Annotated in this window: 22 protein-coding genes; 7 read left to right on the top strand and 15 right to left on the bottom strand. The window is 66.3% G+C overall.

All coding sequences use genetic code 11. The features are described from left to right. Nucleotide 1: 1 nt before the first annotated feature. The 10 genes from ACQR0Z_RS28590 to cobS all read right to left on the bottom strand — a co-directional run bounded on the left by ACQR0Z_RS28590 (nucleotide 2) and on the right by cobS (nucleotide 13,066). Nucleotides 2-841 (bottom strand): ABC transporter permease, encoded by an 840-nt coding sequence (locus ACQR0Z_RS28590; protein ID WP_434861982.1) that lies wholly within the window; start codon nucleotides 839-841, stop codon nucleotides 2-4. After that, on the bottom strand, nucleotides 838-1,809 hold the full coding sequence (locus ACQR0Z_RS28585) for an ABC transporter permease (RefSeq protein WP_434861983.1): 972 nt from the start codon (nucleotides 1,807-1,809) through the stop codon (nucleotides 838-840). Before ACQR0Z_RS28585 ends, ACQR0Z_RS28590 begins: the two co-directional genes overlap by 4 nt. A gap of 251 nt (nucleotides 1,810-2,060) precedes the next feature. Then, nucleotides 2,061-3,608, bottom strand: coding sequence for an ABC transporter substrate-binding protein (locus ACQR0Z_RS28580; protein WP_434920844.1), 1,548 nt, complete (start codon nucleotides 3,606-3,608; stop codon nucleotides 2,061-2,063). A 311-nt stretch (nucleotides 3,609-3,919) separates the two neighbouring features. After that, nucleotides 3,920-4,345 (bottom strand): hypothetical protein, encoded by a 426-nt coding sequence (locus tag ACQR0Z_RS28575; RefSeq protein WP_434861985.1) that lies wholly within the window; start codon nucleotides 4,343-4,345, stop codon nucleotides 3,920-3,922. 60 nt (nucleotides 4,346-4,405) lie between these two features. Further along, nucleotides 4,406-5,506, bottom strand: coding sequence for an LLM class flavin-dependent oxidoreductase (locus ACQR0Z_RS28570; protein ID WP_434861986.1), 1,101 nt, complete (start codon nucleotides 5,504-5,506; stop codon nucleotides 4,406-4,408). 149 nt (nucleotides 5,507-5,655) lie between these two features. Continuing rightward, nucleotides 5,656-7,494, bottom strand: coding sequence for an RDD family protein (locus ACQR0Z_RS28565; protein ID WP_434920843.1), 1,839 nt, complete (start codon nucleotides 7,492-7,494; stop codon nucleotides 5,656-5,658). Nucleotides 7,495-7,664: 170 nt separating this feature from the next. After that, nucleotides 7,665-8,777 (bottom strand): NADH:flavin oxidoreductase/NADH oxidase, encoded by a 1,113-nt coding sequence (locus tag ACQR0Z_RS28560; protein ID WP_434920842.1) that lies wholly within the window; start codon nucleotides 8,775-8,777, stop codon nucleotides 7,665-7,667. A gap of 97 nt (nucleotides 8,778-8,874) precedes the next feature. Further along, complete coding sequence (locus tag ACQR0Z_RS28555; RefSeq protein WP_434920841.1) at nucleotides 8,875-9,951, bottom strand: esterase-like activity of phytase family protein; 1,077 nt, start codon at nucleotides 9,949-9,951, stop codon at nucleotides 8,875-8,877. Nucleotides 9,952-10,021: 70 nt separating this feature from the next. Then, nucleotides 10,022-11,923: a cobaltochelatase subunit CobT gene (cobT, locus tag ACQR0Z_RS28550; RefSeq protein WP_434861990.1), complete on the bottom strand. Its 1,902-nt coding sequence runs from the start codon at nucleotides 11,921-11,923 to the stop codon at nucleotides 10,022-10,024. Nucleotides 11,924-12,067: 144 nt separating this feature from the next. Continuing rightward, nucleotides 12,068-13,066, bottom strand: coding sequence for a cobaltochelatase subunit CobS (cobS, locus tag ACQR0Z_RS28545; protein ID WP_035647724.1), 999 nt, complete (start codon nucleotides 13,064-13,066; stop codon nucleotides 12,068-12,070). Nucleotides 13,067-13,366: 300 nt separating this feature from the next. Here cobS and ACQR0Z_RS28540 point away from each other — a divergent pair, with 300 nt between their 5' ends. After that, on the top strand, nucleotides 13,367-14,023 hold the full coding sequence (locus tag ACQR0Z_RS28540; protein WP_434920840.1) for a DedA family protein: 657 nt from the start codon (nucleotides 13,367-13,369) through the stop codon (nucleotides 14,021-14,023). Nucleotides 14,024-14,033: 10 nt separating this feature from the next. On the opposite strand, the gene ACQR0Z_RS28535 is transcribed toward ACQR0Z_RS28540, so the two are convergent. Next, complete coding sequence (locus tag ACQR0Z_RS28535; protein WP_434920839.1) at nucleotides 14,034-15,257, bottom strand: citrate/2-methylcitrate synthase; 1,224 nt, start codon at nucleotides 15,255-15,257, stop codon at nucleotides 14,034-14,036. Between the two features lie 82 nt (nucleotides 15,258-15,339). On the opposite strand from ACQR0Z_RS28535, the gene ACQR0Z_RS28530 reads away from it, so the two are divergent. Beyond that, nucleotides 15,340-16,428, top strand: a complete 1,089-nt coding sequence (locus ACQR0Z_RS28530; protein ID WP_434920838.1) for a citrate synthase/methylcitrate synthase — start codon at nucleotides 15,340-15,342, stop codon at nucleotides 16,426-16,428. A 39-nt stretch (nucleotides 16,429-16,467) separates the two neighbouring features. Here the strand turns inward: ACQR0Z_RS28530 and ACQR0Z_RS28525 are convergent, their stop codons facing one another. Further along, on the bottom strand, nucleotides 16,468-17,112 hold the full coding sequence (locus ACQR0Z_RS28525; RefSeq protein WP_434861994.1) for a J domain-containing protein: 645 nt from the start codon (nucleotides 17,110-17,112) through the stop codon (nucleotides 16,468-16,470). Nucleotides 17,113-17,222: 110 nt separating this feature from the next. Here ACQR0Z_RS28525 and ACQR0Z_RS28520 point away from each other — a divergent pair, with 110 nt between their 5' ends. Further along, nucleotides 17,223-17,492 (top strand): BolA family protein, encoded by a 270-nt coding sequence (locus ACQR0Z_RS28520; protein ID WP_434878060.1) that lies wholly within the window; start codon nucleotides 17,223-17,225, stop codon nucleotides 17,490-17,492. Nucleotides 17,493-17,508: 16 nt separating this feature from the next. Here the strand turns inward: ACQR0Z_RS28520 and ACQR0Z_RS28515 are convergent, their stop codons facing one another. The 3 genes from ACQR0Z_RS28515 to ACQR0Z_RS28505 all read right to left on the bottom strand — a co-directional run bounded on the left by ACQR0Z_RS28515 (nucleotide 17,509) and on the right by ACQR0Z_RS28505 (nucleotide 20,706). Then, nucleotides 17,509-18,813, bottom strand: a complete 1,305-nt coding sequence (locus ACQR0Z_RS28515; RefSeq protein ID WP_434920837.1) for an HlyC/CorC family transporter — start codon at nucleotides 18,811-18,813, stop codon at nucleotides 17,509-17,511. A gap of 73 nt (nucleotides 18,814-18,886) precedes the next feature. Next, nucleotides 18,887-20,035 carry a 3-dehydroquinate synthase gene (gene aroB, locus ACQR0Z_RS28510; protein WP_434920836.1) on the bottom strand — a complete coding sequence of 383 codons (1,149 nt, stop codon included), beginning with the start codon at nucleotides 20,033-20,035 and terminating at the stop codon, nucleotides 18,887-18,889. Further along, the gene (locus tag ACQR0Z_RS28505) at nucleotides 20,032-20,706 is read right to left on the bottom strand and encodes a shikimate kinase (RefSeq protein ID WP_434920835.1); all 675 of its coding nucleotides are present in this window, start codon (nucleotides 20,704-20,706) and stop codon (nucleotides 20,032-20,034) included. The genes aroB and ACQR0Z_RS28505 overlap by 4 nt, the downstream gene beginning before the upstream one ends. Nucleotides 20,707-21,051: 345 nt before the next feature. On the opposite strand from ACQR0Z_RS28505, the gene ACQR0Z_RS28500 reads away from it, so the two are divergent. The 4 genes from ACQR0Z_RS28500 (at nucleotide 21,052) to ACQR0Z_RS28485 (ending at nucleotide 25,284) form a co-directional block, all read left to right on the top strand. After that, nucleotides 21,052-21,198, top strand: coding sequence for a hypothetical protein (locus ACQR0Z_RS28500; RefSeq protein WP_008966351.1), 147 nt, complete (start codon nucleotides 21,052-21,054; stop codon nucleotides 21,196-21,198). 171 nt (nucleotides 21,199-21,369) lie between these two features. Further along, nucleotides 21,370-22,326, top strand: coding sequence for a site-specific tyrosine recombinase XerD (gene xerD / locus ACQR0Z_RS28495; protein WP_434861999.1), 957 nt, complete (start codon nucleotides 21,370-21,372; stop codon nucleotides 22,324-22,326). Nucleotides 22,327-22,557: 231 nt separating this feature from the next. Then, nucleotides 22,558-23,520: an acetyl-CoA carboxylase carboxyltransferase subunit alpha gene (locus ACQR0Z_RS28490; RefSeq protein ID WP_434878065.1), complete on the top strand. Its 963-nt coding sequence runs from the start codon at nucleotides 22,558-22,560 to the stop codon at nucleotides 23,518-23,520. Nucleotides 23,521-23,814: 294 nt separating this feature from the next. Then, entirely contained in the window at nucleotides 23,815-25,284 is a 1,470-nt protein-coding gene (locus ACQR0Z_RS28485) for a L,D-transpeptidase family protein (protein WP_434920834.1), read from the top strand. The last annotated feature ends 535 nt before the right edge of the window (nucleotides 25,285-25,819 follow it).

Below are 25,819 nucleotides of genomic sequence, written 5' to 3'. Positions count from 1 at the left end.
TTCACCTGCCCTCGCGCGACAGGCGCGGGTTCAACGCGTCATTCAGGCCTTCGCCGATCAGGTTGAGGCCGAGCACCGAGAGCAGGATCGCGACGCCGGGGAACACCGTGATCCACCACGCCTGGCGGATGACGGTGCGGCCGGCGCCGACCATGTAGCCCCAGGAGATCAGATTGGGATCGCCGAGACCGAGGAACGACAGCGAGGATTCCAGCAGGATCGCGGTCGCGACCATCAGCGAAGCCAGCACGATCACCGGCGACAGCGCGTTGGGCAGGATCTCGCGCCAGATGATCCACGAATTGCTTTGCCCGGTCACGATCGCGGCCTGGACGTATTCGCGGGTCCGCAATGAGAGCACTTCGCCGCGCACCAGCCGCGCCACCGGCGGCCAGCTGACGAGGCCTATGGCGGCGACGATCGAGTAGATCGAGGGCTGCAGGATCGCGACCAGCACGATGGCGAGCGCGAAGCTTGGAATGGTCTGGAAGAACTCGGTGAAGCGCATCAAGGCGTCATCGACGCGGCCGCCGAAATAGCCGGCGATGGCGCCGAGCGGCACGCCGACGACCAGCGCCACCAGTGTCGAGACAAGGCCCACCAGCAGCGAGACGCGCGCGCCGAAGATCAGGCCAGCGAGGACATCACGTCCGAGCGCATCGGTGCCGAGCGGCACCTTCGCCAAGGTGAACGGCGGCACGAACGGCCGCTGTACCATGCGCCAGGGCGAATTCGGGAAGTAGAACGGACCGGCCACCGCGATCACGATCGCCAGGATGAGGATGATCAGCCCGATGATGCCGCTTGGGCTGCGCAGCATGGTGCGCCAGAACTGTCTCATGAGGCGTACTCGATGCGGGGATCGACCAGGCGGTAGACGAGATCGGTGACGAGATTGAAGATCAGCACCATGGCCGAAGACACCACGAACACGCCGAGCAGCAGATTGTAGTCGCGCTGGATCAGCGCGTCATACATGAGCCGGCCGATGCCCGGCCAGGCGAACACGGTTTCGGTCAACACGGCGCCGCCAACCAGCGTGCCGGCGTGGACGCCCGCGAGCGTCACCACCGGCAGCAGCGCGTTGCGCAGCACGTGGCGGCGCAGGATGACGCCGTCGCGCAGGCCCTTGGCGCGGGCGGTCTTGACGAAGTCGAGCCGCTTGACCTCGAGCATCGAGGCGCGGGTCATGCGGGTGTAGGTCGCCATGAAGAACAGGCCGAGCGTCGCGGCGGGCATGACGAGATGTGCTCCGACGTCGAGGGCGTGGCGCAGGCCAGTGTAGCCGGCTCCGACGGTCTCATAGCCGAAGCTCGGCAGCCAATCGACCCAGACGGAGAACAGGAGAATCGCGATCAGCGCGATCCAGAACAACGGCGTCGCGTAGAAGATCAGCGCGAGCACGGTGATGGCGGTATCGAGGAAGGTGCCGGCGAATCGCGCCGCCAAGGCTCCGAACAGCACGCCGAGCGCGAGCGAGATCGCGAACGCGGACAGCGTGAGCAGCAGCGTCGCGGGCAGCCGCTCGGCGATCAGCTTGGCGACTGGCGCCTGCTGGCGAAACGAGAAGCCGAGATCGAGCGTGGCGATGCCCTTGACGTAGATGAGGAGCTGCTCCGGCAGCGGTCGGTCGAGGCCGAACTTCTCACGCAGCTGCGCGACGAACATCTGGTCGGACGCGCCGGCCTCGCCGGCCATGACAACGGCGGGATCGCCCGGCGCCAGCCGGATCAGAAAGAAGTTCAGCACGATGATGGCGAGAAGGACGATGACGCCCTTCGCGACGCGCTGGGCGATGAAGGAGAGCATGAAGGGCCCGTGATGGTCAGCTCAAGAAGCAGGTGGAGCACCGGGGGCACAGCGCACAGCGCTGCGCCCACAGGGCTATCGTTCATGATCAGAGCTTTGCGCTCATCTGTCTCGACATCGTCATGGCCGGGCCTGTCCCGGCCATCCACGTCGTTCGGCATGCTGAGAACCACGTGGATGCCCGGGACAAGCCCGGGCATGACGGAGTAACGAACTGCAGGATCACACGTCGCAACAGCCCAGCACCTCAATCATTTATCGAGCCAGGCGTCGCGGAAGCCGTCGTTGACGCCGACGCCGGTCGTGATCAGGTTCTTGACCTTGCACTTGGTGATGGTCGGGAACTGCAGCTCGAGCAGCCAGGCCACAGGCACGTCCTCGACGAGGATCTTCTGGACCTTCTCATACGCCTCCTTGCGCTTGGCATCGGTCGGCGCGGTTGCGCCCTCGGCGAACAGCTTGTCAACCTCGGGGTTCGAATAGCCCTCGACATTGTTGAACAGCTGACCCTTGGCAATCGCCGAGGTCAGGTAGTTGCGGGAGACGCCGAGCGCGGGATCGCCGTACTGATAGAGATAGGTGAAGGCGATGTCGTAGTCCCACTCCATGATCTTCTGGTTGCCGCCGGGGACGTCGGTCGCGATCGTCTCGATCGTCATGCCGACATCCTGCAGGTTCTGCTTCACCGCCTCGCCCCAGCGCTGCCAGGTCTCGCCATAGGCCAGCGGCAGCATGCGGATCTTCTCGCCCTTGTAGCCGGCCTCCTTCAGCAGCGCCTTGGCCTTGGCCGGATCGTACGGATATTTCGGCACGTCGTCGGTGTAGAACTTGATGGTCGAGGCCGACGGGCCGGTCGCGACCTTGCCGAGTCCGTTCCAGATCACATCCTTGGCGAAGTCGCGATCGATCGCGTACATGATCGCCTGCCGGACCTTCTTGTTGGCGAGGACCGGGTTGCGCAGGTTCAGCCACATCCAGGACAGCGGCGAGAAGAACTCCCAGCCGGCGCCGGTGACGCAGGCGCCCGGCAGCTTGGAGACGCGCGGCACGTCGAAATTCTCGATCGAGCCGCCCGGCAGCACGTCGACCTTGCCGGTCTCGAACGCGACCGCGCGCGCCGCGGCGTCCGGAATGATCTGCCAATAGACCTCGTCGAGATAGGGCTTGCCCTTCTCGTGGTAGTTCGGATTTTTCACCATGCGGATGAACGAGCCCTTCTGCCACTCCTTGAACATGAAGGGGCCGGTGCCGATGGGCGCGTTGTTATTCGGATTGGTCTTGTAGTCGGTGCCCTCATAGAGATGCTTCGGCACCATCGGCAGCGAGCCGACCTCGAAGATGCCGATGAAGGGGCCGAACGGCTCCTTCAGGGTGAACACCACGGTGAGATCATCGGGCGCCTCCACCTTCTCGACCATCACGAGATTGTTGCGGGCACGCGCATGCGTCTGCTTCAGCATCTCGATCGAGAACAGCACGTCGGCCGAGGTGAACGGCTTGCCGTCGTGCCAGGTCACGCCCTTCTTGAGCTTGAAGGTGTAGACCTTCGCATCCGGACTGATGGTCCAGCTCTCCGCGAGGCCGGGCAGCGGCTCGAGCTTGGGGCTGTAGCGCAGCAGGCCCTCGAAAATGTTGCCGGATACCATCTGGGTCGGGCCGTTCTGGACCATCGCCAGCATCAGGCCGGGCGGCTCCGGCTGGATCACCGCGTTGACGACCCCGCCGACCTTCGGCTCCTCCGCATGCGCTACGGCCAACCCGCAGCCGATGACAACGCCCAACAACGCCCGTTTGATCATGATGCACGTCCCAAATGATTTCGAGAGCCGCAATGCATCAAGCGCGCCAACGCGCGCGACGCGGCCATGCGGCGTTTTGATGCTGCGCCTGCTCCGGATGCATGGACGCGAGCCAGGTCGGCGCTCACAGAGCGGAAATGCAGCCCCGATGCACAACCGCGTTCCGCGGGACAGGATGAACGTCGAGGTCCCCGCAGGCAGCGAGGATCAATTAGTTCCGTTCGGCAGAACTCGCAAAGCCATGCACGATCACGCGCTGCGGGGACCAGATGAAGTTCGCGACAGGATCAGCCCAAAAATTGATCACGAATTCAGCGCCGGATCCGCGCAATGGCCCCCGCCACGATCTGCATGATGACACCGATGACCCAGCCCGCCATGATCAATGAGGTCCAGACGATGTGCGGATCCTCGCGCAGGATGATGATGGCGACGGCGAAGAACGCGGTCAGCGTGGCGAGGAAGGTGCCGACCGCGCTGAGAAACTCGGCCGCGTCGATCCGCCGTTCCGCAGGCGTGCCTTCCTCATGCGGATGGAAGGGAAGCTGCGGCGTGTCGATGCCGAGATAGAAGCCGAATGCGCCGGACAGCATCATCAGAAGCAGGAAGCCCTGGGTGGTCAGCGCGGGCACGCTGGACCCGACGTGAGCACCGACGAACACCCCGCAGGCCGCACCGGCCAAGGCCAATCCCGAGCGCTCCAGGACGTGAGCAAAACGTCGGACGCGGATGCGCATGAGACCCCCCTTGCTCCGGACCGGCGAGACCGCCGGTCCGGCCATGATTGATCAAACAGCTTACGCCGCCCTGGTCATGTCGGCATTGAGATGGCGCAACCTCGGCATCACCTCATGCTTCAGCAACCGCAGGGAGTTGTGCCAGGCCTCCGGCTTATGCTTGTAGTCGAAGCCGAACACGCACAGCGTCCCGAAGCCGCCGACCTCGTGCCAGATCTTCTCGATCTTCTCGGTCACCGTTGCCGGCGAGCCGATGATCCAGTTGCGCTTGGCGCAATAGTCCACCGTCACGTCGGTGTCGGCCACCTCGGGCGAATGCTTCAGATAGTCCTTGAAGCCGAAATGGCTGAGCAGAGGCAGGAAGTACTCGCTCATCATCCGTCCCATCATGTCGCCGGTCGACAGCCGCCACGCCTCCTCGTCGGTTTCGGCCACGAACACCTCGCGCACCAGCCGCCAGTCATTGCGGCTCGGCTTGCGCCCGGACTTGGCCGCGCCCGCCTCGACCGAATCCCAGTGCGACGACACATAGGCCGGGTTGAGGTTGAGGCTCATCGGAATGAAGCCGCGCTCGCCGGCGAGCTTCAGCGTGTCCGAGTTCTTCGACAGGCCGGCGACGCCGATCGGCGGATGCGGCGCCTGCACCGGCTTGATGTGCGGCTTCAGGAAGTCGAACATCACGTCGGGCTTGGTCACCGTCCAGTATTTGCCCTTGTGCGTGAACGGCGCCGGCTCGGTCCAGAGACGCAGGATGATCTCGAGCGCCTCGCGGGTCATCTCGCGGTTCTGGCCGCTCATGCCGTCGACGTTGAACATGGCCCAGTCGCTCGGCAGGCCCGATGCGGCGATGCCGAAATTGAGCCGGCCATCGGAGAGATGATCCAGCATCGCGACGCGGTTGGCGAGCTCGGCCGGGTGGTGATAGGGCAGCAGGAAGCCGCCGGGGCCGAGGCGGATGTTCTTGGTCTCGCGAAAGGCCTGCGCCAGGATCAGGTCGGGCGCCGGATGCGGCTCCCAGGGCGCGGTGTGATGCTCGCCGATCCAGGCTTCCTGATAGCCGAGCTCATCGAGCCAGCGCAGGACCTGCAAGTCCCACTCCTGCCCTTCCTTCAACCCGCACTCCGGCGGATGCGAGGGCATCGTGAAGTATCCAATTTCCATGGCGCTTTCCTCTCGCGTTTGTTTTTTTGCTCTGCTGCGCTGCACGCATCGCTGCGCACGACCCAGCATAGCACGTCCTGCGAGCAGGATCAGCGCCCAACCGCGCATGACCCATCACGTGATGGCCAGGGGGCTGCGCGACCGCGGAGCTACTTGTCGCCTGCGGAGGAGGATGCAGGCTTTGGTGGCGTGCGAAAACGATCCAGCACGTCCGCGGGAATCACGGCGGCTCGGGGCGTTGTGCCCCTCTGGGTCGACGTGAAAGGCGAGGCTGGCGCCATCGCGGCCGGTTTCGGCGGGCCGCCGACGATGCGCGTGGCAACGTTCTCACGCAGCAGTTCGCGCGACTCAGGATACCACATCGAACTCGGCTCGGCCTGGTTGGCACGGACGGCGAAGTCGCGGCTGAGGCCGAATTTCTGAAGACGGTTCTCCTCCAGCTCGATCGCGGCGCGGCGATCGGCGGCGCTCAAACCGCGATAGGAGGGTTGATGGAAGCCAAGTCGGGCATTCCACATCACTGCCCGATCGGTGCCGCCAAGGAACACGATCGTGCAGGCCGAGAGGCAGGTCTGCTCGACCAGCGTAGAAAGTCCCCGCGCCTTGATGAGGTCCGACATGCGCTGCGCCTCGCGGATCCGGCCGCCCTGCGAATTGAGGCGGACGGTCTTCACGTCAGGCATGGCATCGAGCAGCTCGGCCAATTCCCGCGCGACGCCAAATTTGATGCCTCCGGAGAATTCGAGCATCTCCCCATAGGCCAGCACCTGGAATCGATGCGGACCCAGGCGCTGGTCGCCCGTAGCGATGTCGCCGATTTCGGCGATCTGAGGCAGGCCGTGGCTGACGAAATTCCAGAGCCCTCCGACAATGCCGAGCAAGACCATCACTTTGGCGACGCCGCCCCAGCCAGGTCGCCCGGACGCGCGATAGACCGTCGCCGATCGCCAGATGCCGACGTTCTGCCAGAGCATCAGGAGCGCCAGGATGAGCCAAATCATCAGGAGCGCCGTCAACCCGGCGGTCGGATGATCGTCGAGTCCGCCATCGAACAGGAGGGCGCTCGCGGCAGCGACTGCGACACCAGCAAGAAACCCGAGCAGCGTCCCGTTGACCCAGTACGATAGCGGCAGCGACAACTGGCCACGCCAATGCCGCATGATGTAATTCTGCCGCGAGGGCTCCGGCGGCGATGGCGCCATGACGCCAGCCACCTCCGTCATCGGCGGCCGGTCCCGCTCAACGCGAACCACCTGTGTGCCGGCGAAGCGATCGTACCAGGTGTCCGCCCGCAAATAGATCTGCCGCCAAGCGACCAGACCTCCCATCAGAAGCGGACAAAGGACGGCGACCGCAATCCCGAAAAGGAGATCTTCAGGAAGGGCCGTGACCGCCGTGAAGGACTGCGCCAGCGCCCACGCGATCGCCGGACCGAAGATCAGCAGCAGCATCCCATAGCGTCGCCGGGCGGCGCGCAAGGGCGGTGGACCGTCCCCGTGGCTCTGAGCCAGCCGGAGGCGGCAGATCCGGCGGCCCGGGGTCCCGCGCCGGACGTCGAGCATGAGGCGCAAGCCGAGCAGCAGGGGCAGCAGAACAATTCCGAGCGACAATCCCTTGACCGGCACGCCGTCCGCATCGAGCATGCTGTCGATATGAATCTCCTTGGTGATCGGCCCATCCTGGGTGATCCGCGACACGCGCAACATCCGGGCCGAAGGCAATCCGAACAGATGGTGCTCGCAGTCGAGGATCGCGGTGGGATTGAACTGCGGCGGGACTGCCACACCATCCGGTACGGCCTCGCGCTTGCTGCAGTTGGTCGCGTAGATGCCGTCGGCAAACTGCACCCGGCCATGTGTCAGCGGGAACAGCACGATCCCACCGGCCTGCAGGAGGATCACGACCAGCAGCGCATCAATGAAAAACGCCCCTGCCCGACGCCACACGCCAGCGCGCTCGAATTCGTCGTGAAGACTTTGGTTCGACACGTGACGCCGAAGGGCTGCTATGAGTTGCGTCGGACAGAGCGGTTGTGTGGGCGGGAATATGTTACCCGAACTTGAGGATCGTCACAAGATGTCGCAGGTCGGCCCCACCCGATCTGAAATGATCGCGCCGGAGACGAAGATGCGATCACGTGGGATCATCGCGTCTCCACCTAGCGCGCACCGAAGGTCGTCCGGCCGAACAGCTCCTTGTGCGTCGACGGCTGCGAGCGCCAATATTGCGGAGGGGCGGCGACCTGTCCGCCCAGCTCGGCGGCGGCATGCCAGCCCCAGCGCGGGTCGTAGAGCATGCCGCGGGCGAGTGCGACCATGTCGGCCTTGCCGGAGGCCACGATCTCCTCGGCTTGCTGCGCCTGCGTGATGAGGCCGACCGCCATGGTTGGTAGTCCCGTCGCCTTCTTCACGGCCTCGGCAAATGGCACCTGATAGCCGGGCCCGAGCGTGATCTTCTGCAGCGGCGACACACCGCCCGAGGACACGTCGATCCAATCGACGCTGCGTCGCTTCAACTCGTTGGCAAAGGCAATGGTCTGATCAAGATCCCAGCCGCCCGCGACCCAGTCGGTCGCCGACACGCGCATGCCGACCGGCTTGTCCGCGGGAAAGACGGCGCGCACCGCATCGTAGACTTCCAGCGGGAAGCGCATGCGATTTTCGAGCGAGCCGCCGTAAGCGTCGCTGCGCTGATTGGCGATCGGCGACAGGAATTGATGCAGCAGATAGCCGTGCGCGCCGTGCAGCTCGATCGCGTCGATGCCGAGGCGGGCGGCGCGTTGCGCCGCAGAAACGAACGCATCGCGAATGCGTGCGAGGCCTGCCGCGTCGAGCGCCTCTGGCGCCAGTTCGCCGTCCTTGTGCGGCAGCGCCGACGGCGCGACCGTCTGCCAGCCGCCATCCGCAATTGGAATCTGCTGGCCGCCATCCCACGGCTTGTGGCTGGAGGCCTTGCGGCCGGCATGGGCGAGCTGCATTGCGATCGCTGTCTTGGAGTGCTTGCGCACCGAGGCCAGGATCGGCGCAAGCGCGGCTTCCGTCGTATCGTCCCACAGCCCGAGACAGCCGGGCGTGATGCGGCCGATCGGCTCGACATGCGTCGCCTCGATGCAGAACATCGCCGCGCCGGACAGAGCCAGAGTGTTGATGTGAGTGAAGTGCCAATCATTGGCCGCGCCATTCTCGGCCGAGTACTGGCACATCGGCGACACGATGATGCGGTTGGCGAGCTCGAGGCCGCGCAGCTTGATCGGAGTGAACAGGGCGCTCATGCGGGGTTCCAGACTGTGAGTTGATCGGGTGATCTCATCAGCGAGTGTCCGCGATGGCGCGAGCGCGGTCAACGCGTCCGCTGCAACGCGGGAGGGCTCATTCCAGCAATGTGAACTGCAGCAGCAGGGTACGCTGGATCATCGAGAAGTTGTCATCTGACACCAGCGTCAGCACGGTTTCGCCGTCCGGCGTGACATGCGCATCGATGCCTTCGAGATTGTCGATCTCCTGGCCGAGATCGGCTGAGAAGATCGCGGGGCCATCAACCAGCGCGCCCGGCGCGATCTGCGCCAGCGACAGGCGGCGGATGCGGATGCCGACCCCATTGAACAACGAGAATTTTCGCTCCAGCACCAGCAGATCGCCGGACGGCAGCAGCACGGCGTCGCTGACATCGAAATCATTGCTGCGGACGATGCTGAACTGTCCCGGAGGCGAGCCGCCGATCAGGAACGCCAGCAGGTTGCCGTTGGCATCGAGGCCGCGCTCCGAGATCGCGATGATGGTGCCGGCAAGCGGCAATCCCTTCGGCACGACGACGAGCGCTTCGAGCCCCTTGTTGTTGGGCAGGCGCTTGGCCGCCGGCGGCAACGGAATGATCTCGCCCCGCGCGCCGACACCGCCCTTCGCGAAATCATAGCGCAACAGCTGGTTGACGCGCTCGAGGCCGACATAGACGACGTCGCCATCACGGGCGAGCGACTCGGAATCGTACCAGCCGCGATCCGTGATCGGGCGTCCGTCAGGTCCAAGCAGTGGCGCCGCCTCGACGTCGGCGAGCCCCGCGATCTCACGCCCGGAGTAGACGATGCGGCCGGTGAACCAGCCGCCCTTGTCGCTGATCGCGAGGAAACGCTCGCCCTTGGCATCGAGCCGGAGGCCGGAGAGCCCGCCGAAGCCCGGATAGGATGAGGTCAGCGCGACGCCGCTGCGATAGTGCAGCATGCCGAAGCGCAGATGGGTGCGGTCGCGCAGATCGAATGACGGCAGCGGCCGCGCCTTGACCTCGATCTTGGTGGCCGTTGTGACGGAATGCTCGTCGATAGCGGCGCGGCGGCGCACCGGCGGTGGCGCCGACTGTGCAAGCGCACCGCCGGACCATGCGAGTGCTGACACTCCGCCGAGAGTCAGCGCCAGGAAGCGCCTGCGGTCGGAGATCGCCTGCAGCGGCATTGTCAGCGGGGCCCCCTCCCCCACCTCCTCCCGACGGGAGGAGGGACGCGTCCGGCCCTCGGCCGGCGGATCAATGCAGCTTGCGCTTCGGTGCGCGCGCGGGCTGCTGTGGCGCCGCGTGTGTCTCGGTGAACAGCTCGGCGAGCTTCTCGGTGATGGCGCCGCCAAGCTCCTCGGCGTCGACGATCGTGACTGCGCGGCGATAGTAGCGCGTCACGTCATGGCCGATGCCGATCGCGATCAGCTCGACCGGCGAGCGGGTCTCGATCTCCTCGATGATGTGGCGGAGATGACGTTCGAGATAGTTGCCGGGGTTGACCGACAGCGTGGAGTCGTCCACCGGCGCACCGTCCGAGATCATCATCAGGATCTTGCGTTGCTCGGGCCGGCCGAGCAGGCGCTTGTGCGCCCAGTCGAGCGCCTCGCCGTCGATGTTCTCCTTCAGGAGGCCCTCGCGCATCATCAGGCCGAGATTCTTCCGCGCGCGGCGCCAGGGCGCGTCGGCGGCCTTGTAGATGATGTGGCGGAGATCATTGAGGCGGCCAGGATTGGCCGGCTTGCCGGCGGCGAGCCACGCCTCGCGCGACTGCCCGCCCTTCCAGGCGCGTGTCGTGAAGCCGAGGATCTCGACCTTGACGCCGCAACGCTCGAGCGTGCGGGCGAGAATGTCGGCGCAGGTCGCGGCCACCGTAATCGGTCGGCCGCGCATCGAGCCGGAATTGTCGAGCAGCAGGGTCACGACGGTGTCGCGGAAGGTCGCTTCCTTCTCGCGCATGAACGACAGCGGCTGATAGGGGTCGATAACTACGCGCGACAACCGCGCCGGATCGAGGATGCCCTCTTCGAGATCGAACTCCCAGGCGCGGTTCTGCTGCGCCATCAGCCGGCGCTGCAGCCGGTTGGCCAGCCGCGCGACGATGCCTTGCAGATGCGCGAGCTGCTTGTCGAGATAGGAGCGCAACCGCTCCAGCTCGTCATGGTCGCACAGGTCCTCGGCGGCGATGATCTCGTCGAATTTCGGCGCGAAGGCATGATATTCCGGTCCACGCGGCTCGTTGGCGCCGTTGCGGTTCGGGCGCGTCGCCTCGCCCGGCGTCTCGTCGTCGCCGAGTTCGCCGTCGTCGAGCGTGTCGGAGGCGGACGCCTGCGCGGCTTCCATCGCGCTCTCCGACATCTCGTCGGAGGTCGTCTGCGCCTGGTCGGCACTCATTTCCTGCGCGGCATCGGACTCCGGCGAGCCTTCGGCGCCGGACTGGTCGTTGTCGCCGTCGCGGTTGTCGTCGTTGTCCTCGTCCTCTTCGGAGTCGGCATTGCGCTCGTCGCCGAGATCGAGCGCCGACAGCAGATCGTGGACGAGATCGCCGAACTTGGCCTGGTCCTCGGTGAAGCGGCCGAGCTCATCGAGCTGCGAGCCGATCCGATCCTCCAGGAACGGGCGCCAGAGATCGACCACCTTGCGCGCCGCATTCGGCGGCGCCATGCCGGTCAGCCGCTCACGCACCAGCATGGCGAGCGCATCCGACAGCGGCGCATCGGCGCGGTCGGTGATCTCGTCATACTTGCCGCGATGGAAGTGATCGTCGAGCATCGCCGTGAGGTTCTTGGCGACGCCGGCCATGCGCTTGGCGCCGATCGCCTCGACACGCGCCTGCTCGACCGCCTCGAACACGCCGCGCGCCTGCGGATTGCCGGGGATCAGCTTGCGGTGAATCTTCGGATCGTGACAGGCGATCTTGAGCGCGATCGAATCTGCGTGCCCGCGGACGACCGCCGCATCGCGCTTGGTCATCTTGCGCGCCGGCTCCGGCAGCCGCGCCTTGCCTGGCGCCAGCCCCGGCCGCTCGGCGGCAAAGGAAACTTCGAGTTCAGGCGATCGCGCGATCGCGCGCAAGCACCCCGTCACCGAGCGCTTGAACGGCTCGGTCGGCGCTTCCTTGGTACCGGGACGGAGTTTGCTGTTGGATGTGGTCATCTTGTCCCTGCGGCCTGTCGTCCCGGCGAACGCCGGGACCCATAGCCACCGGCGGTCATCTCATCGTGTCGACGCCAACTCCGGCGCATCGCCGAAACGTCACGGCGTATGGGTCCCGGCGCGAGGCCGGGACGACGCCTTCAATCAGCTCAGCGCAACGTTGACGGCGGATTCCGGCAGCTCGGCATTGAAGCAGCGCTGATAGAATTCCGCGACCAGCGGACGCTCGAGCTCGTCGCACTTGTTGAGGAAGGTCACGCGGAACGCGAAGCCGATGTCGCCGAAGATCTCGGAGTTTTCCGCCCAGGTGATCACCGTGCGCGGGCTCATCACCGTCGACAGATCGCCATTGGCGAACGCGTTGCGGGTGAGGTCCGCAAGCCGCACCATCTTGTTGACGGTGTCGCGGCCCTGCGCGTTCTGATAATGCTTGGCCTTCGCCAGCACGATCTCGACCTCCTCGTCATGCGCCAGATAGTTCAGCGTCGTGACGATCGACCAGCGGTCCATCTGGCCCTGGTTGATCTGCTGCGTGCCGTGATACAGGCCCGAAGTGTCGCCGAGGCCGATGGTGTTGGCGGTCGCGAACAGGCGGAACGCCGGGTGCGGCTTGATGACCTTGTTCTGGTCGAGCAGCGTCAGCCGGCCCGAGACTTCGAGCACGCGCTGGATCACGAACATCACGTCCGGACGGCCGGCGTCGTATTCGTCGAACACCAGCGCGACGTTGTGCTGCAGGGCCCAGGGCAGGATGCCGTCGCGGAACTCGGTGACCTGCTTGCCGTCCTTGACGACGATCGCATCCTTGCCGACGAGGTCGATACGGCTGATGTGGCTGTCGAGGTTGACGCGCACGCACGGCCAGTTCAGGCGGGCGGCGACCTGCTCGATATGGGTCGATTTGCCGGTGCCGTGGTAGCCGGTCACCATGACGCGGCGGTTCTTGGCGAAGCCGGCCAGGATCGCGAGCGTGGTCGCGCGGTCGAAACGGTAGTCGGCATCGACCTCCGGTACGTGCGGGTCGGTCGCGGAAAAGGCCGGCACCTCAAGGTCGCTGTCGATCCCGAACACCTGCCGCACCGACACCTTCATGTCGGGCACACCGGTCATCTCCTGCGCATTGGTCGTAGCGGCGGTCGTCATTCATCCTCCGAGGTCCCGGGCAATCCCGAAACCAGATTTCATGGTTTGGCTGCGGTTGAAGGGCTTCGAACGCCAGCCTAGCAGAGAGCACGCGCGGGCAGAAGCCTAAGCCTTGATCAAAGTTCCGTCGTTATATCATCGAGATAGGCATGGGCCGACGTTTTTGGAAGGCTGCCCTGCGTATCACGCCACCTTTTGGCCGCGAACGGCACGCTGAAGCATTCTGACGTGGCACTCGGGGGTAGGGTTCCTACTTATCGAAGGGTTCGTCATGTCTCCGTCATACCGCGCAGGATCCGTGTGGCCCATCTCCTCGACCCCTTGATCGCCTTCGTCTCCGCCCATGCGGGATTGGCCTATCTCATTCTGTTCCTGGCGGCGCTGCTGGAGGCGGTTCCGATTGTGGGCTCGGTGGTGCCGGGCACGACGATCATCCTGGCGCTGAGCGCGCTGATCCCGGGCGGCGAGCTGACGCTGCAATGGGTGCTGGCGGCCGCGATCCTTGGCGCCGTGATCGGCGACGGCAGCGCGTTCTGGGTCGGCCATCGCCAGCAGCGGGAGATCCTGACGGCCTGGCCGTTCTCGAACTATCCACGCCTGGTGGCGCAGAGCGAGGCGTTCTTCCACCGCTTCGGCACGCTCGCGATCTTCTTTGCGAGGTTCGTGGCACCGATCCGCGCCGTCGTGCCGATCACGGCGGGCGCGCTCGACATTCCGCCGGCGCGGTTCTACGCCGTGAACATCCCGGCCATCGTGCTGTGGGCCTGCGCCCATGTGCTGCCCGGCGTGTTCGCCGTGCAACTGCTCCACCGCTATGGCGGCATTCCGCATCACAGCCATATCGCCAAGTCGACCTGGATCCTCGCGGCCGTCGCCGGCACGATCGTGGTCTGGCTGTTGCTGCGGATGGTACGCAAGCGTCGCGAGACTCAGCTGGCGGCGGGGACGGCGGAATGAGCCTGCTTCGCTAAAGCGTCTCCAAGGTCGCGGCGCGTCCCGGGATGGGTCCGGTATAGCGCGCCCGCGGCCGGATCAGCCGGCCGAACTGCAGCTGCTCGCAGGCATGCGCAATCCAGCCGACGCAGCGCGCCATGGCAAACAGCGCCAGCTCGCTGCCGGCCGGCAGCCGCAGGCTGTGCACCAGGACGGCGAGCGCATAGTCGATATTGACGAACTCTCCGGTGGCTTCCGCAATCCGCTCGGGCACCTCGCGCGTGAATTTGCGCGGCGCGCCGGCGCGGGTCAGAGCTTCCAGCAGTGAGATCGCGCGCGGATCGCCGCGCTTGTAGACGCCATGGCCGAAGCCGGCGAAGCGCTCGCCCAGCGCCACCCGCTCGCGGATCAATGGCGCGACGTCGCGATCGATGAGGGTCTTCACCAATTGCGAGGCCAGCACGCCCGCGCCGCCATGCTGCGGTCCCTTGAGCGCGGCGAGGCCGGCGATCACGGCATCGTAGAGGCTGAGGCCGGTCGAGGCCGCGCAGCGGACAGTGAAGGTCGATGCGTTCAGCTCGTGGTCGGCGAGCAGCACGAGGGTTCGCCGGATCAGGTCGGGCGCATGCTTGTGCTCGGGCGCCCAGGCCTTCGCGACCTGAACATGCAGAGGCTCGGCAGAAGGCGGCGCATTCAGCATGGTCGCGACCACCAGCCGAACGATGCGCGCGCCGACCAGGGCGCGGCCGTCGGGGGCGCGATTGAACGCAGCGGGATCTGCATGGGTCGCCAGCGCCAGCACAGCAATGGCGCGGTCGATCGGCGCTGCGCGCCGCGCCGCCTCGGCAATCAGGCGCATCTCGTCCGAGATGTGCGGCATGTTGTCGGACGCAAACGGATCGAGTGCCGTGACGTCCCACAGCAGGGTCGCCGCATGCTCCAGCGAATCCCGCTCCGCCAGTTCGACGCAGTTCACCCCGCGGTAGATCGGACCGGCCTCGGTGATCGTCGACACGGCGGAGTCGAACACCGGCAGGTCGGCGTCGAAGCTGCGGAAGGCGCGCGGCTCGGGCGCCGGCGCACGGCGCTCCTTCAGCGCGCGGATGTCCTCGGCGCGATAGCGGTTGCTGCGCGAATCCGGCGACGGCTCGGAGCGGACCAGCCCGCGGCTTACATAGGCGTACAGCGTCGCCGGCGTGATCGCGAGCTCGGCGGAGGCTTCGCGGGCCGATAGGTAAAGACCACTGTCTTTTTTCATATTGATCAGCTTAATCAAGATTGATCAACCTGTCGACCCGGCGAATCTTAGCCGCGTGACCATTCACGCAGGAGATCACGCCATGACCATCCAGCTCTCGAAGTCCCCCATCGGCCTCGACGGCGTCCCCGCCGCGGAGACCGTGCTCAGCCATGTCGACGGCCAGCAGGGCGAGCTGATCATCGCCGGTAGCCGGGTGGCCGACCTCGCCGCCGCCAGCGGCTTCGAGGGGGTGACCGCCCGGCTCTGGAGCGCGGCGACCAAGCGCAGCCTCAACGAGGCCGACGTCCGTACCAGCCTCGGTCAGGCTCGCCAGCGGGCCTTCGCGCGGCTGCCGGAGCTGCTCGCCGCGACCTCCGGCCTGTCGATCATCGACGGCTACCGCGCCGCCATCGCGGCCCTGCGTCCCGAGTCCGGGCTGGACGACGAAGCCACGATCGTCGGTGCCGGCCCGGTGATCGCCGGCGCCCTGGTTCAGCGCGCGCGGGGGACGCAGCCGATCGCACCGAATCCCGACCTCAGCCACGCTGCCGACACCCTGCGCATGGTCCGCGGCGATACGCCTTCCAATGGCGAGGTGGCCGCGCTCGACACCTATCTCGTGACGGTCAGCGATCACGGCATGAACGCCTCGACCTTCGCCGCCCGTGTCGTCGCCTCCACCGAGGCCGACCTGTTCGCCGCGATCACCGCCGGCTATTGCGCGCTCACCGGCCCACTGCACGGCGGGGCGCCGGAGCCGGTGCTGGAGATGTTGAATGCGATCGGGACGCGGGAGAACATCGGGCCGTGGGTCGATGCGGCGCTTGGACGGGGCGAGCGGCTGATGGGGTTTGGGCACCGGATCTACCGGGTGCGTGACCCTCGCGCCGATGTCTTGAAGTCTGCCATCGAGCGGCTGGCGGGGAGCGGAGCGGACCTGCCGTTCGCGAGCGAGGTAGAGGCGTATATCCGACAGGCACTGCGGCGGAAGAATCCGGAGCGGGTGCTCGATACCAATGTCGAGTTCTTCACCGCCATCCTGCTCGACGCGCTGAAGATTCCGCGCCAGGCGTTCACGCCGATCTTCGCGGTGGCGCGTGCCGCGGGCTGGACCGCACACGCCAGAGAGCAACAACGGACGGGGCGGTTGATCCGGCCGAGCTCGGCCTATATCGGGCCTAAGCCCTGATATCTCAAATACGACGCGCGGCAGCCTCGCTGCCGCGTGTCAGCCCTTCACCACCGTCTTGAGATAGTTGTAGGCCTTGATGATCTCGATCAGGCGATCCTCGGTGGAGCGGTCGCCGCCATTGGCGTCGGGATGGTGCTGCTTCACCAGCGCCTTGTACTTGACCTTGACGTCCTCGAGCGTGGCGTCGGGACCGAGGCCCATCACCTGCAGCGCCTTGCGCTCGGCGTTGAACACCTTGCGCGTCTCCGTCTTCGGCGGCGCGGACTGCGCACCCGGCCGCCATCCGGCGCGGCCGTTGATCTCCGCGAACACGCTGAACGGATCCGATGCATCGCCGAGATCGCTCTCGGCATTGCCCTTGCCGCGCTTGCCCGCGGTGTTGGCGCCCATCTTCCAGGTCGGCCGATGTCCCGTCAGCGCATCCTTCTGATAACGCGCCACGGCATCGGCGTTCATGCCGGAGAAGAAATTATAGGACTGGTTGTACTCGCGCACGTGGTCGAGACAGAAGTGCCAATACTCGCGCTGGTTCTCGCGCCCTTTGGGCGCGCGATGCGAGCCGCGGTTCGTGCAGTCCGGCCATTGGCAGGGCTGAGCCTCCTCGCGCACCGGCTGCCGCGAAGCCGCCTTCTTGGGCTTGATGCGGATGGAGTCGAAGAATTTGTTTGAATCGATCGGCATGGCGGACTTTGACTACGCAACGCGAAAAGCTTCAAGTCTTGACATTGCGAATACCTCAGGCGGGGACCGCCGATTGACGAAAAATAATTTGATGCGTATTTCCAGAGACCATGCGGACCCAGGATGCTATCATCGAAAAGTTGCGCGAAGCTTTCGCTCCGGAAAGCCTCGATGTGCAGGACGAATCACATCTGCATGCGGGCCACATGGGACACCGTGAGAGCGGTGAGACCCATTTCCGCGTGTATATTGTGTCGCAGGCCTTCGCTGGCAAGAGCCGCGTCGATCGCCACCGCCTGATCAACGCCGCATTGGCCGAGGAACTTGCCGGCTCCGTGCATGCGCTCGCGCTGCATGCGAAGGCGCCGGGCGAAGCCTGATCTCAACAATACCCGATTAGAACGCCGTACCGGCCCGGCGCGGCCGTGTCTCCTCCGTTTCTCCACGGGGCACCGGCACGATGCGCAGCGCGGTGATGCGATTGCGCTCCCGCCGCAGCACGCGAAAGCGGAAGCCGTGGAACGTGAAGCTCTGGCCGCGCTCCGGGATCGAGCGCGCCTCGTGAATGACCAGACCGGCCACCGTCGTTGCCTCTTCATCAGGCAAGGTCCAGTCCATCGCGCGATTGAGATCGCGGATTGGCACCGAGCCATCGACGACGACAGATCCATCCGGCTGCACGCGCACGCCAGCGACCTGCACATCCTGCTCGTCGGAGATATCGCCGACGATTTCTTCCAGAATGTCCTCGAGCGTGACGATGCCTTCGACTTCGCCATACTCGTCGACGACCAGTGCGAAATGCGTCTTGCGGCGGCGGAACGCCTTCAGCTGTTCCGACACCGAGCGCATCTCGGGAACGAACCAGGGCGGCAGCGCGAGTGACGCGACGTCGATGTGCGACACGTCGCCTTCGGCCGAGCGGATCGCGCGCAGCAGATCCTTCGCGTGCAGCACGCCGATGATGTTCTCCGGCGTGTCACGCCACAGCGGAATGCGGGTGTACTCGGTCGCCAGCACCTCGCGCACCAGCTCCTCCTGCGGCAGGTCGGCATTCACCATCACCATCTCGGTGCGGTGAACCATGACGTCCGACACCTGCAGCTCGCGCAGATCGAGCAGGCCGCCGAGCATGTCGCGGTCCTGCTTCTCGACCTTGCCTTCGTGATGCAAGAGATCGACGGCGCCGCGCAGACGTTCGGTCGGCGACAGGATCGGCTGATTGGCGCCGACCTTGAAGCCGATCAGCCGCATCAGTCCGCGCACGATCGCCTCGATGACGGCGAGCACCGGACCGAGCACGATCACGGTCGCGCGCATCGGCCGGGCCACCGCCAGCGACACGCGATCCGGCGCGTTGATGGCGATCGTCTTCGGCAGCACCTCGGCGAAGATCACGACCAGCGCTGTCATCACGCCGGTCGCGTAGAGCACGCCGACCTCGCCGAACCAGGCGGTGAAGATGCCGGTCGCCAGCGCTGAAGCGCCGATATTGGCGATGTTGTTGCCGAGCAGGAGCGCGCCGATCAGGCGTTCGCGCATGTCGAACAGGCTCGACACCACATCCGCGTCGCGGTTGCCCTGCTTCGACAGCCGCAGCATCGAGGCGCGGGAGGCGCCGGTCAGGGCGGTCTCGCTCAGCGCGAAGAAAGCGGAGCCCGCGAGGAGGAGGATGACAACGGAAAGTGTGAACCAGTCCATGACGCCGATGTCGCTCTCGATGGAAGCCGCCGATGATGCGCTGCCACTGCTCAACGCGGCGTAAAGCGCGCGCTCAGCCGCGGCTCTGCAATTTGGCCTGCAGGAAGTCGCGGACCCGCGCGGGGTCGACGTCCTTGGCGATGACAGCGCGGCCGATCGCTTCCATCAGGATGAAGGTGAGCTTGCCGCGCTTGACCTTCTTGTCCTGCGCCATCAAGGCCAAAAGCCGGTCGGCATCGCCGACGCCCTCCTGAGCGAAGCCGGCGATGTCCTGCAGATGGGTCGGCAGCCCGGCCGCGGCAAGGTGACGCTCGATGCGCGTGACGTCATCGGGCGGCAGCATGCCGAGCTCGGCCGAGAACTGCGCCGCCAGCACCATGCCGACGGACACGCCCTCGCCGTGGAACAGCCGGTCGGAGAAGCCGGTGATCGCCTCCAGCGCATGGCCGAAGGTGTGGCCGAGATTGAGCAGCGCGCGGTCGCCAGTCTCGCGCTCGTCGCGGGCGACGATCGCGGCCTTGGCGCGGCAGGAGGTCGCGACCGCATGCTCGCGCGCCGCGCCGCCCTTGACGATGTCGGCGTGGTTGGCCTCGAGCCAGGCAAAGAAGCTGGCGTCGCCGAGCAGGCCATATTTGGCGACCTCGGCATAGCCGGCCCGGAACTGGCGCGGCGACAAGGTGTCGAGCACCGCCGTGTCGGCGATCACCAGCACCGGCTGGTGGAAGGCGCCGAGCAGGTTCTTGCCCTGCGGCGAGTTGATCCCGGTCTTGCCGCCGACCGAGGAATCCACCTGCGCCAGCAGCGAGGTCGGCACTTGCACGAAATCGACGCCACGGCGCAGGATCGCGGCCGCAAAGCCGGCGAGATCGCCGACCACGCCGCCGCCGAGCGCGATGACCAGATCGTTGCGTTCGATCTTCGCGGCGATCAGCGCCTCGCTCACCTTTTCCAGGCCGGCATAGGTCTTGGACCCCTCGCCCTCCTCGACCACGATGGTCGAGGTGGGGATACCGGCCTCCGCCAGGATCGCCTCGGCCGGCTTCAGCCAATGCGCAGCCACGGTGCGATCGGTGACGATGGCGGTGCGCACGCCCGGCCGCAGCGCCGCGATGCGCTGACCGAGCGTGGCCAGCACGCCGCGGCCAATGACGATGTCATAGGCGCGGTCGCCGAGCGCGACGTCGACGATGATCGGATCGGAATGTTTGAGGGGTGCCGTCATCGGAGTGCGCTCATGGCCTGCGGAGGGTCGGACTGAATCGGATCGGGTTGCGGCCCGTCCGGCTGCCCCTCGGTGTCGGCGACCGGCGCGGGCGACAGGAACGCCTGCAGCGCCTCCAGGCAATCCTCGACCACCCGGTCATGCGGCACGTCGCGCGAGCAGATCGTGATGTCGGCGGTCTGATAGACCGGCTCGCGCTCGGTCAGGAGCCGGGACACCGTGCCTTCGGGATCGGCGGTCTGCAGCAGCGGCCGGTCGGCCCGCCGCCGGACCCGGCGCATGATCACGTCCGCGTCCGCCTTGAGCCACACCGAGACGGCCTTGTCGTGGATGCGCTGGCGCGTCTCCTCGCGCATGAAGGCCCCGCCGCCGGTCGCCAGCACGGCCGGCCCGCTTTCGAGCAGGCGGGCGATCACCCGGGCCTCGCCATTGCGGAAATAGTCCTCGCCGCGGGATTCGAAGATCTCCGGTATGGTCATGCTGGCGGCGGTCTCGATCTCGGTGTCGGCATCGACGAAGCGCAACCCAAGCCGCGCCGCCAGCCTCCGGCCGACGGTCGATTTGCCCGCGCCCATCATCCCGACCAGCACGATCAGCCGCTTGCCGAGGCCCGCGAGAATCGCGGCCTCCGGAGCGGCTGGGTGGGGTGCGGGTTGGGTCATCTCGGTCATCCCTCCGCTTCTAACCCAGGCCCTGCTGCTTTCAAAGGCATCCTGTTCCGCGTCGGGTGGACCGGTTGAGCCCTCGACCCCGGTGTCATTCCGGGGCGCGCGCAGCGCGAGCCCGGAATCCATAACCACAGGAAGCTGTGTGGGGCAGGCTGGGAGTGGATACCTCGCCCCACGACATCTGCCTGGGGTTATGGATTCCGGGCTCGCCGCGCTGCGCGCGCCGCCCCGGAATGACGGAGCAAGACAACTGGTCATCGGACGACGGGACGACCCCGCCGGACTTGCCAGCCGGGTGCGAACATGTTGGATGAACCTGTTCCCTTCCCGGTGGCCTGCGCGAGCCTGATGCCCAGCCTGTTCCGCTTCCTGACCGTGATCGCCGTGATCGTCGGCGTGGTCTATGGCGCGATCTACGCGCTGGCCAACTTCGTCAACCCTAAGCCGCGCGAGATGACGGTGTCGATTCCGCCGGACAAGTTCCAGAAGAAGTAGGCGGCGCGGCTGCGACGAACCAAAAAGCCACAGGGCATTGTTTAAGAATTTTGCGGTTGTCTGAGACGGCCCGGCGCCGCGATATCGGCCAGATTTGCCGTCACCGCTCGACGTCCCGGCGCAAGCTCTTCGTCCTGATTCGATCGCCCGGGTCTCAGCGGATTTCACCACATGAAGGTCAAGGCCTCCGACGCCCGGCTGATGAGCCTGTTCCTCGACATGATGGCCGCGGAACAGGGCGCCGGCGCGAACACGCTCGATGCCTACCGCCGCGACCTCACCGATCTCTCCGAATTTCTCACCCGCAAAAGCAACAGCTTTGCCGCGGCCGACACCCAGGCGCTGCGCGACTATCTCGCCGATCTCGACAACCGGGGATTCAAGTCGTCCAGCGTGGCGCGGCGGCTGTCGGCGATGCGGCATCTGTTCCGCTTCCTGCTGAGCGAGCGTATCCGGACCGACGACCCGGCCGCGATCCTGTCCGGCCCGAAGCGCGGGCGCGCCCTGCCGAAGGTGCTGTCGATCGGCGACGTCGACCGCATGCTGACCAAGGCCAAGGAGCTGTCCGAGGCTGGCGACGTCTCGCCGTCGCAGCGGCTGCGGGCGCTCAGGCTGTATTGCCTGCTCGAGGTGCTCTACGCCACCGGCCTGCGCGTCTCCGAGCTGGTGGCGCTGCCGCGCACGGCGGCGCGCAACGACGCCCGCATGATTGTGGTGCGCGGCAAGGGCAACAAGGAGCGGCTGGTGCCGCTGAACCAGGCCTCGCGCCAGGCGATGGCCGACTATCTGGCGATGCTGGACAAGCAGAAGCCGGAGAAGAAGGCGAGCGCCACGTTCGGCAAATGGCTGTTTCCCTCGTTCGGCGAGAGCGGCCATCTGACCCGGCAGCACTTCGCGCGCGACCTCAAGGAGCTCGCGGTGGCGAGCGGCCTGCCCGCCCGGCTGGTGTCGCCGCACGTGCTGCGCCACGCCTTCGCCAGCCATTTGCTGCACAACGGCGCCGACCTGCGCATCGTCCAGACCCTGCTCGGCCACACCGACATCTCGACCACCCAGATCTACACCCATGTGGTCGAGGAACGGCTCAAGAGCCTGGTGCGCGACCTGCACCCGCTGGCCGAGACGTGATCGCGCCCCACACCTTCCCGCAACCAAATCCGACACCAAATCCTTGGGCGTGACGCGCCGCCCGCTTGACTTCGCGCCCGTCTGCCCCGAAAGAGCGCCATCCTGCCCGCGATCCCGGCGCGATGCCTGGAGGCTGGGCACCGATCGACCCTCAAGCTCCTGAAACCGTTCGGCTTCAGGTCCGAAGGCCGAACCGATTTCGTCTCCCAGCGCTCTTCCTTCAGCTCTTCCATGCCGGATCCCATGCGCAGCTACCTCGATTTCGAAAAGCCCGTTGCCGAGCTCGATTCCAAGGTCGATGAACTCCGGGCGATGGCCGCCTCCGGCACCGATATCGGCGAGGAGGTCGGCCGGATCGAGGAGAAGGCCGGCCAGGCGCTGGCCGAGCTCTATGCCAATTTGACGCCGTGGCAGAAGACCATGGTCGCGCGCCATCCGCAGCGGCCGCACTTCACCGACTTCGTCAACGCCCTGATCACCGAGTTCACGCCGCTCGCCGGCGACCGCAAGTTCGGCGAGGACGCCGCCCTGCTCGGCGGCTTCGGCCGCTTCCGTGGCGAGCCGATCTGCGTGATGGGCCAGGAGAAGGGCGCCACCACCGAATCCCGCCTCAAGCACAATTTCGGCATGGCCCGCCCTGAGGGCTATCGCAAGGCGGTGCGCCTGATGGAGATGGCCGAGCGCTTCGGCATCCCCGTGCTGTCGCTGGTCGATTCCGCCGGCGCCTATCCAGGCATCGGCGCCGAGGAGCGCGGCCAGGCCGAGGCCATCGCCCGCTCCACCGACGCCTGCCTGGCGCTGGGCGTGCCGAACGTCGCGATCATCACCGGGGAGGGCATGTCGGGCGGCGCCATCGCGCTGACCACCGCCAACAAGGTGTTGATGCTGGAGCACGCGATCTACAGCGTGATCTCGCCGGAAGCCGCCTCCTCGATCCTCTGGCGCGACGGCACCAAGGCGCAGGAAGCCGCCAACAGCATGAAGATCACCGCGCAGGACATGCTGCGCTTCGGCGTGGTCGACACCATCCTCAAGGAGCCGGTCGGCGGCGCCCACCGCGACCCCGCCGCGATGATCGCGGCCACCGGCGAGGCGATCGCCCAGGCCTTCGACGAGTTGAAGGGCCTCGATGCCGACGCCATCCGCAAGCAGCGCCGGCAGAAATTCATCGAGATCGGCCGCAAGCTGAGCTGAGCCGGCCTTCCGGAGTCCCCCGCTCGCGGTTTCGTGAGTCTTTCCAGCCGTTTGGCCGCATTTCGGCCCTGCCGGCAGGGTCTGATGTTTAGGACTTGTTGACCAAGAGGGCCACCGCGCCGCGGCACCGCCGCAGCGCGGGTTGCGGCTCCCAGGGCCAAAGGGTACAATTTTAATCATTGGTTTGACGTGGGCATGACGCGCGGTCGACCTGGGATCTGTCCAGCTTTCCCGGCCGATCGATCGAAACGAGAGTGGGGTTCGCGGCATGCTGGGTTTGCGGGGAGCTTTGCTTTGATCAACCGCGCTTTCGTCCGGGTCCTGATGACCTCCGCGGCGTTGGCCGCCGGCGCGCTGCTGGCCGGCTGCAACAGCGATCAGATGGCGCTCGCCACCAATGCCAAGGCCAATCAGCCGGTGCCGCCCAAGCTCGTCGCCGCGATGGGCGAGAAGGACATGGATCCGCAGTCGCCTATCCTGGTGCGCGTGTTCAAGCAGGAGGCCGAGCTCGAGGTCTGGAAGCAGGACCGCTCCGGCAGGTTCGGGCTGCTGAAGACCTATCCGATCTGCCGCTGGTCGGGCGATCTCGGCCCGAAGGTGCGCGAGGGCGATCGCCAGGCGCCGGAGGGCTTCTACTCGATCAATCCGAGCCAGATGAACCCGCAATCGGCGTATTATCTGTCGTTCAACACCGGCTACCCGAACGCGTTCGACAAGGCGCTGGGCCGCACCGGGTCGCAGCTGATGGTGCATGGCGACTGCTCCTCGCGCGGCTGCTTCGCGATGACCGACGAGCAGATCGCCGAGATCTATGCGCTGGGCCGCGAGTCGTTCTTCGGCGGCCAGCGCGCCTTCCAGTTCCAGGCGTTCCCGTTCAAGATGACGCCGGTCAACATGGCCAGGCACCGCAACAACCCGAACATGCCGTTCTGGCGCATGATCAAGGAAGGCTATGACGCCTTCGAGGTGACCCGGCAGGAGCCGAAGGTCGACTTCTGCGAGAAGAAATACGTCTTCAACGCCCAGAAGCCGCCGGGCGCGACCCGCGACCCTGTGTTCGACGCCGCCGCCAAGTGTCCGGCCTATGTCGTGCCGGATGAGATCACGGCCGCGGTGCGCGAGAAGCAGCAGGCGGACGAGGCGGAATACGCCAAGCTGGTCGCCAAGGGCACGCCGGTCGCCAAGCTCAACACCGGCATCGACGGCGGCATGAATCCGATCTTTGCCTCGCGCGTGCCGGGCGCATCGACCGGCCTGTCCGATTCCGGCGAGGCGCCGGGCCTGTCGCTCGCCAACTTCCAGGCCGCGCCGGGCACGATCCCGGGTCACGTCAATCCGCCGCGTGCGCCTGAGGGCAACGAGGTTGCGGCGATGCCGGCCAGCGCGACTGAAGCGCCGGTCACGGCGCCCTCGACGCGCGTCGCCGCCGTGAGCGCGCCGGAGAAGCCGAGCTTCATGTCGAGCCTCGCCCGCAAGGTCGGCATTGGTGGTGGTGCCGAGACCACCGCGGCGACCAAGCCTGCCGAGAGCAAGACCGCCGAGACCAAGCCCGCGCCGAAGCCGGTGGCCGTCGCCAAGCCAGTTGAGACCAAGCCGGCCGAGACGAGGCAGGCCGCCGCACGGCCGCCGTATAAACCCGCCGCCAGCGACGCGCCCGCCACGACGGCCTCGGCTCCCGCCCAGACCCAGGCCTCCCTGGTCTCCGGCGCCGCCCCGGTGCTGCCGTCGAACTCGTTCGACAGCCGGTTTGCCGGGTTCAAGTAGGACGGCCAGCGCGCATCGCGCGAATTGCTGTTCAGGTCGGGAGACAGCTCGATCTGCTTCGTCGCGGCTGTCCGCACCTGGTGTCGATCGGTCCGCGTCGGCATCATCGCAATCGGTGTCATCCCGGCGAACGCCGGGATCCATAACCACCGGCGGGAATTGCTGCGCGAACTGGATGCTCCAGCGTGCCCCATCCGTCCGCGGCGGCGTATAGGTCCCGGATCAGCGCCGCGACGCGCCCTGCGCGTCACGGCTTGTCCGGGACGACAGCGGAGATTGTCGCTCCCGCTCGTCATCTCACGCCTATTCGTCATTCTCGCGCCTCATCGTCCCGATCGTCCCCGCTGTCATCGCCCGCGCAGGCGGGCGATCCAGTAGTCCACCGGCCGTGCGGTCAATCATGACTGCCGCGGCGTACTGAATCACCCGCCTGCGCGGGTGATGACATCGAGGTTGTTGCGCGAGCAGTGCAGAACATGGCGAAACGGTCTCGCGGCGCGCCTGGCGTCCGAGTGATGCATCGTTCTCACCCTCT

The sequence above is a fragment of the Bradyrhizobium sp. HKCCYLS3077 genome (assembly GCF_051167555.1).
Lineage (GTDB): Bacteria > Pseudomonadota > Alphaproteobacteria > Rhizobiales > Xanthobacteraceae > Bradyrhizobium.
Note: the sequence above shows the minus strand (reverse complement) of the source record. Positions and strands in the feature narration are given on the sequence as shown.

What these genes read in the sequence shown, in the direction of transcription:
- ACQR0Z_RS28590 (WP_434861982.1), bottom strand. Translation starts at nt 841, where the DNA reads ATGAGACAGTTCTGGCGCACCATGCTGCGCAGCCCAAGCGGCATCATC.
- ACQR0Z_RS28585 (WP_434861983.1), bottom strand. Translation starts at nt 1,809, where the DNA reads ATGCTCTCCTTCATCGCCCAGCGCGTCGCGAAGGGCGTCATCGTCCTT.
- ACQR0Z_RS28580 (WP_434920844.1), bottom strand. Translation starts at nt 3,608, where the DNA reads ATGATCAAACGGGCGTTGTTGGGCGTTGTCATCGGCTGCGGGTTGGCC.
- ACQR0Z_RS28575 (WP_434861985.1), bottom strand. Translation starts at nt 4,345, where the DNA reads ATGCGCATCCGCGTCCGACGTTTTGCTCACGTCCTGGAGCGCTCGGGA.
- ACQR0Z_RS28570 (WP_434861986.1), bottom strand. Translation starts at nt 5,506, where the DNA reads ATGGAAATTGGATACTTCACGATGCCCTCGCATCCGCCGGAGTGCGGG.
- ACQR0Z_RS28560 (WP_434920842.1), bottom strand. Translation starts at nt 8,777, where the DNA reads ATGAGCGCCCTGTTCACTCCGATCAAGCTGCGCGGCCTCGAGCTCGCC.
- ACQR0Z_RS28555 (WP_434920841.1), bottom strand. Translation starts at nt 9,951, where the DNA reads ATGCCGCTGCAGGCGATCTCCGACCGCAGGCGCTTCCTGGCGCTGACT.
- cobT (WP_434861990.1), bottom strand. Translation starts at nt 11,923, where the DNA reads ATGACCACATCCAACAGCAAACTCCGTCCCGGTACCAAGGAAGCGCCG.
- cobS (WP_035647724.1), bottom strand. Translation starts at nt 13,066, where the DNA reads ATGACGACCGCCGCTACGACCAATGCGCAGGAGATGACCGGTGTGCCC.
- ACQR0Z_RS28535 (WP_434920839.1), bottom strand. Translation starts at nt 15,257, where the DNA reads ATGAAAAAAGACAGTGGTCTTTACCTATCGGCCCGCGAAGCCTCCGCC.
- ACQR0Z_RS28530 (WP_434920838.1), top strand. Translation starts at nt 15,340, where the DNA reads ATGACCATCCAGCTCTCGAAGTCCCCCATCGGCCTCGACGGCGTCCCC.
- ACQR0Z_RS28525 (WP_434861994.1), bottom strand. Translation starts at nt 17,112, where the DNA reads ATGCCGATCGATTCAAACAAATTCTTCGACTCCATCCGCATCAAGCCC.
- ACQR0Z_RS28520 (WP_434878060.1), top strand. Translation starts at nt 17,223, where the DNA reads ATGCGGACCCAGGATGCTATCATCGAAAAGTTGCGCGAAGCTTTCGCT.
- ACQR0Z_RS28515 (WP_434920837.1), bottom strand. Translation starts at nt 18,813, where the DNA reads ATGGACTGGTTCACACTTTCCGTTGTCATCCTCCTCCTCGCGGGCTCC.
- aroB (WP_434920836.1), bottom strand. Translation starts at nt 20,035, where the DNA reads ATGACGGCACCCCTCAAACATTCCGATCCGATCATCGTCGACGTCGCG.
- ACQR0Z_RS28505 (WP_434920835.1), bottom strand. Translation starts at nt 20,706, where the DNA reads ATGACCGAGATGACCCAACCCGCACCCCACCCAGCCGCTCCGGAGGCC.
- ACQR0Z_RS28500 (WP_008966351.1), top strand. Translation starts at nt 21,052, where the DNA reads ATGCCCAGCCTGTTCCGCTTCCTGACCGTGATCGCCGTGATCGTCGGC.
- xerD (WP_434861999.1), top strand. Translation starts at nt 21,370, where the DNA reads ATGAAGGTCAAGGCCTCCGACGCCCGGCTGATGAGCCTGTTCCTCGAC.
- ACQR0Z_RS28490 (WP_434878065.1), top strand. Translation starts at nt 22,558, where the DNA reads ATGCCGGATCCCATGCGCAGCTACCTCGATTTCGAAAAGCCCGTTGCC.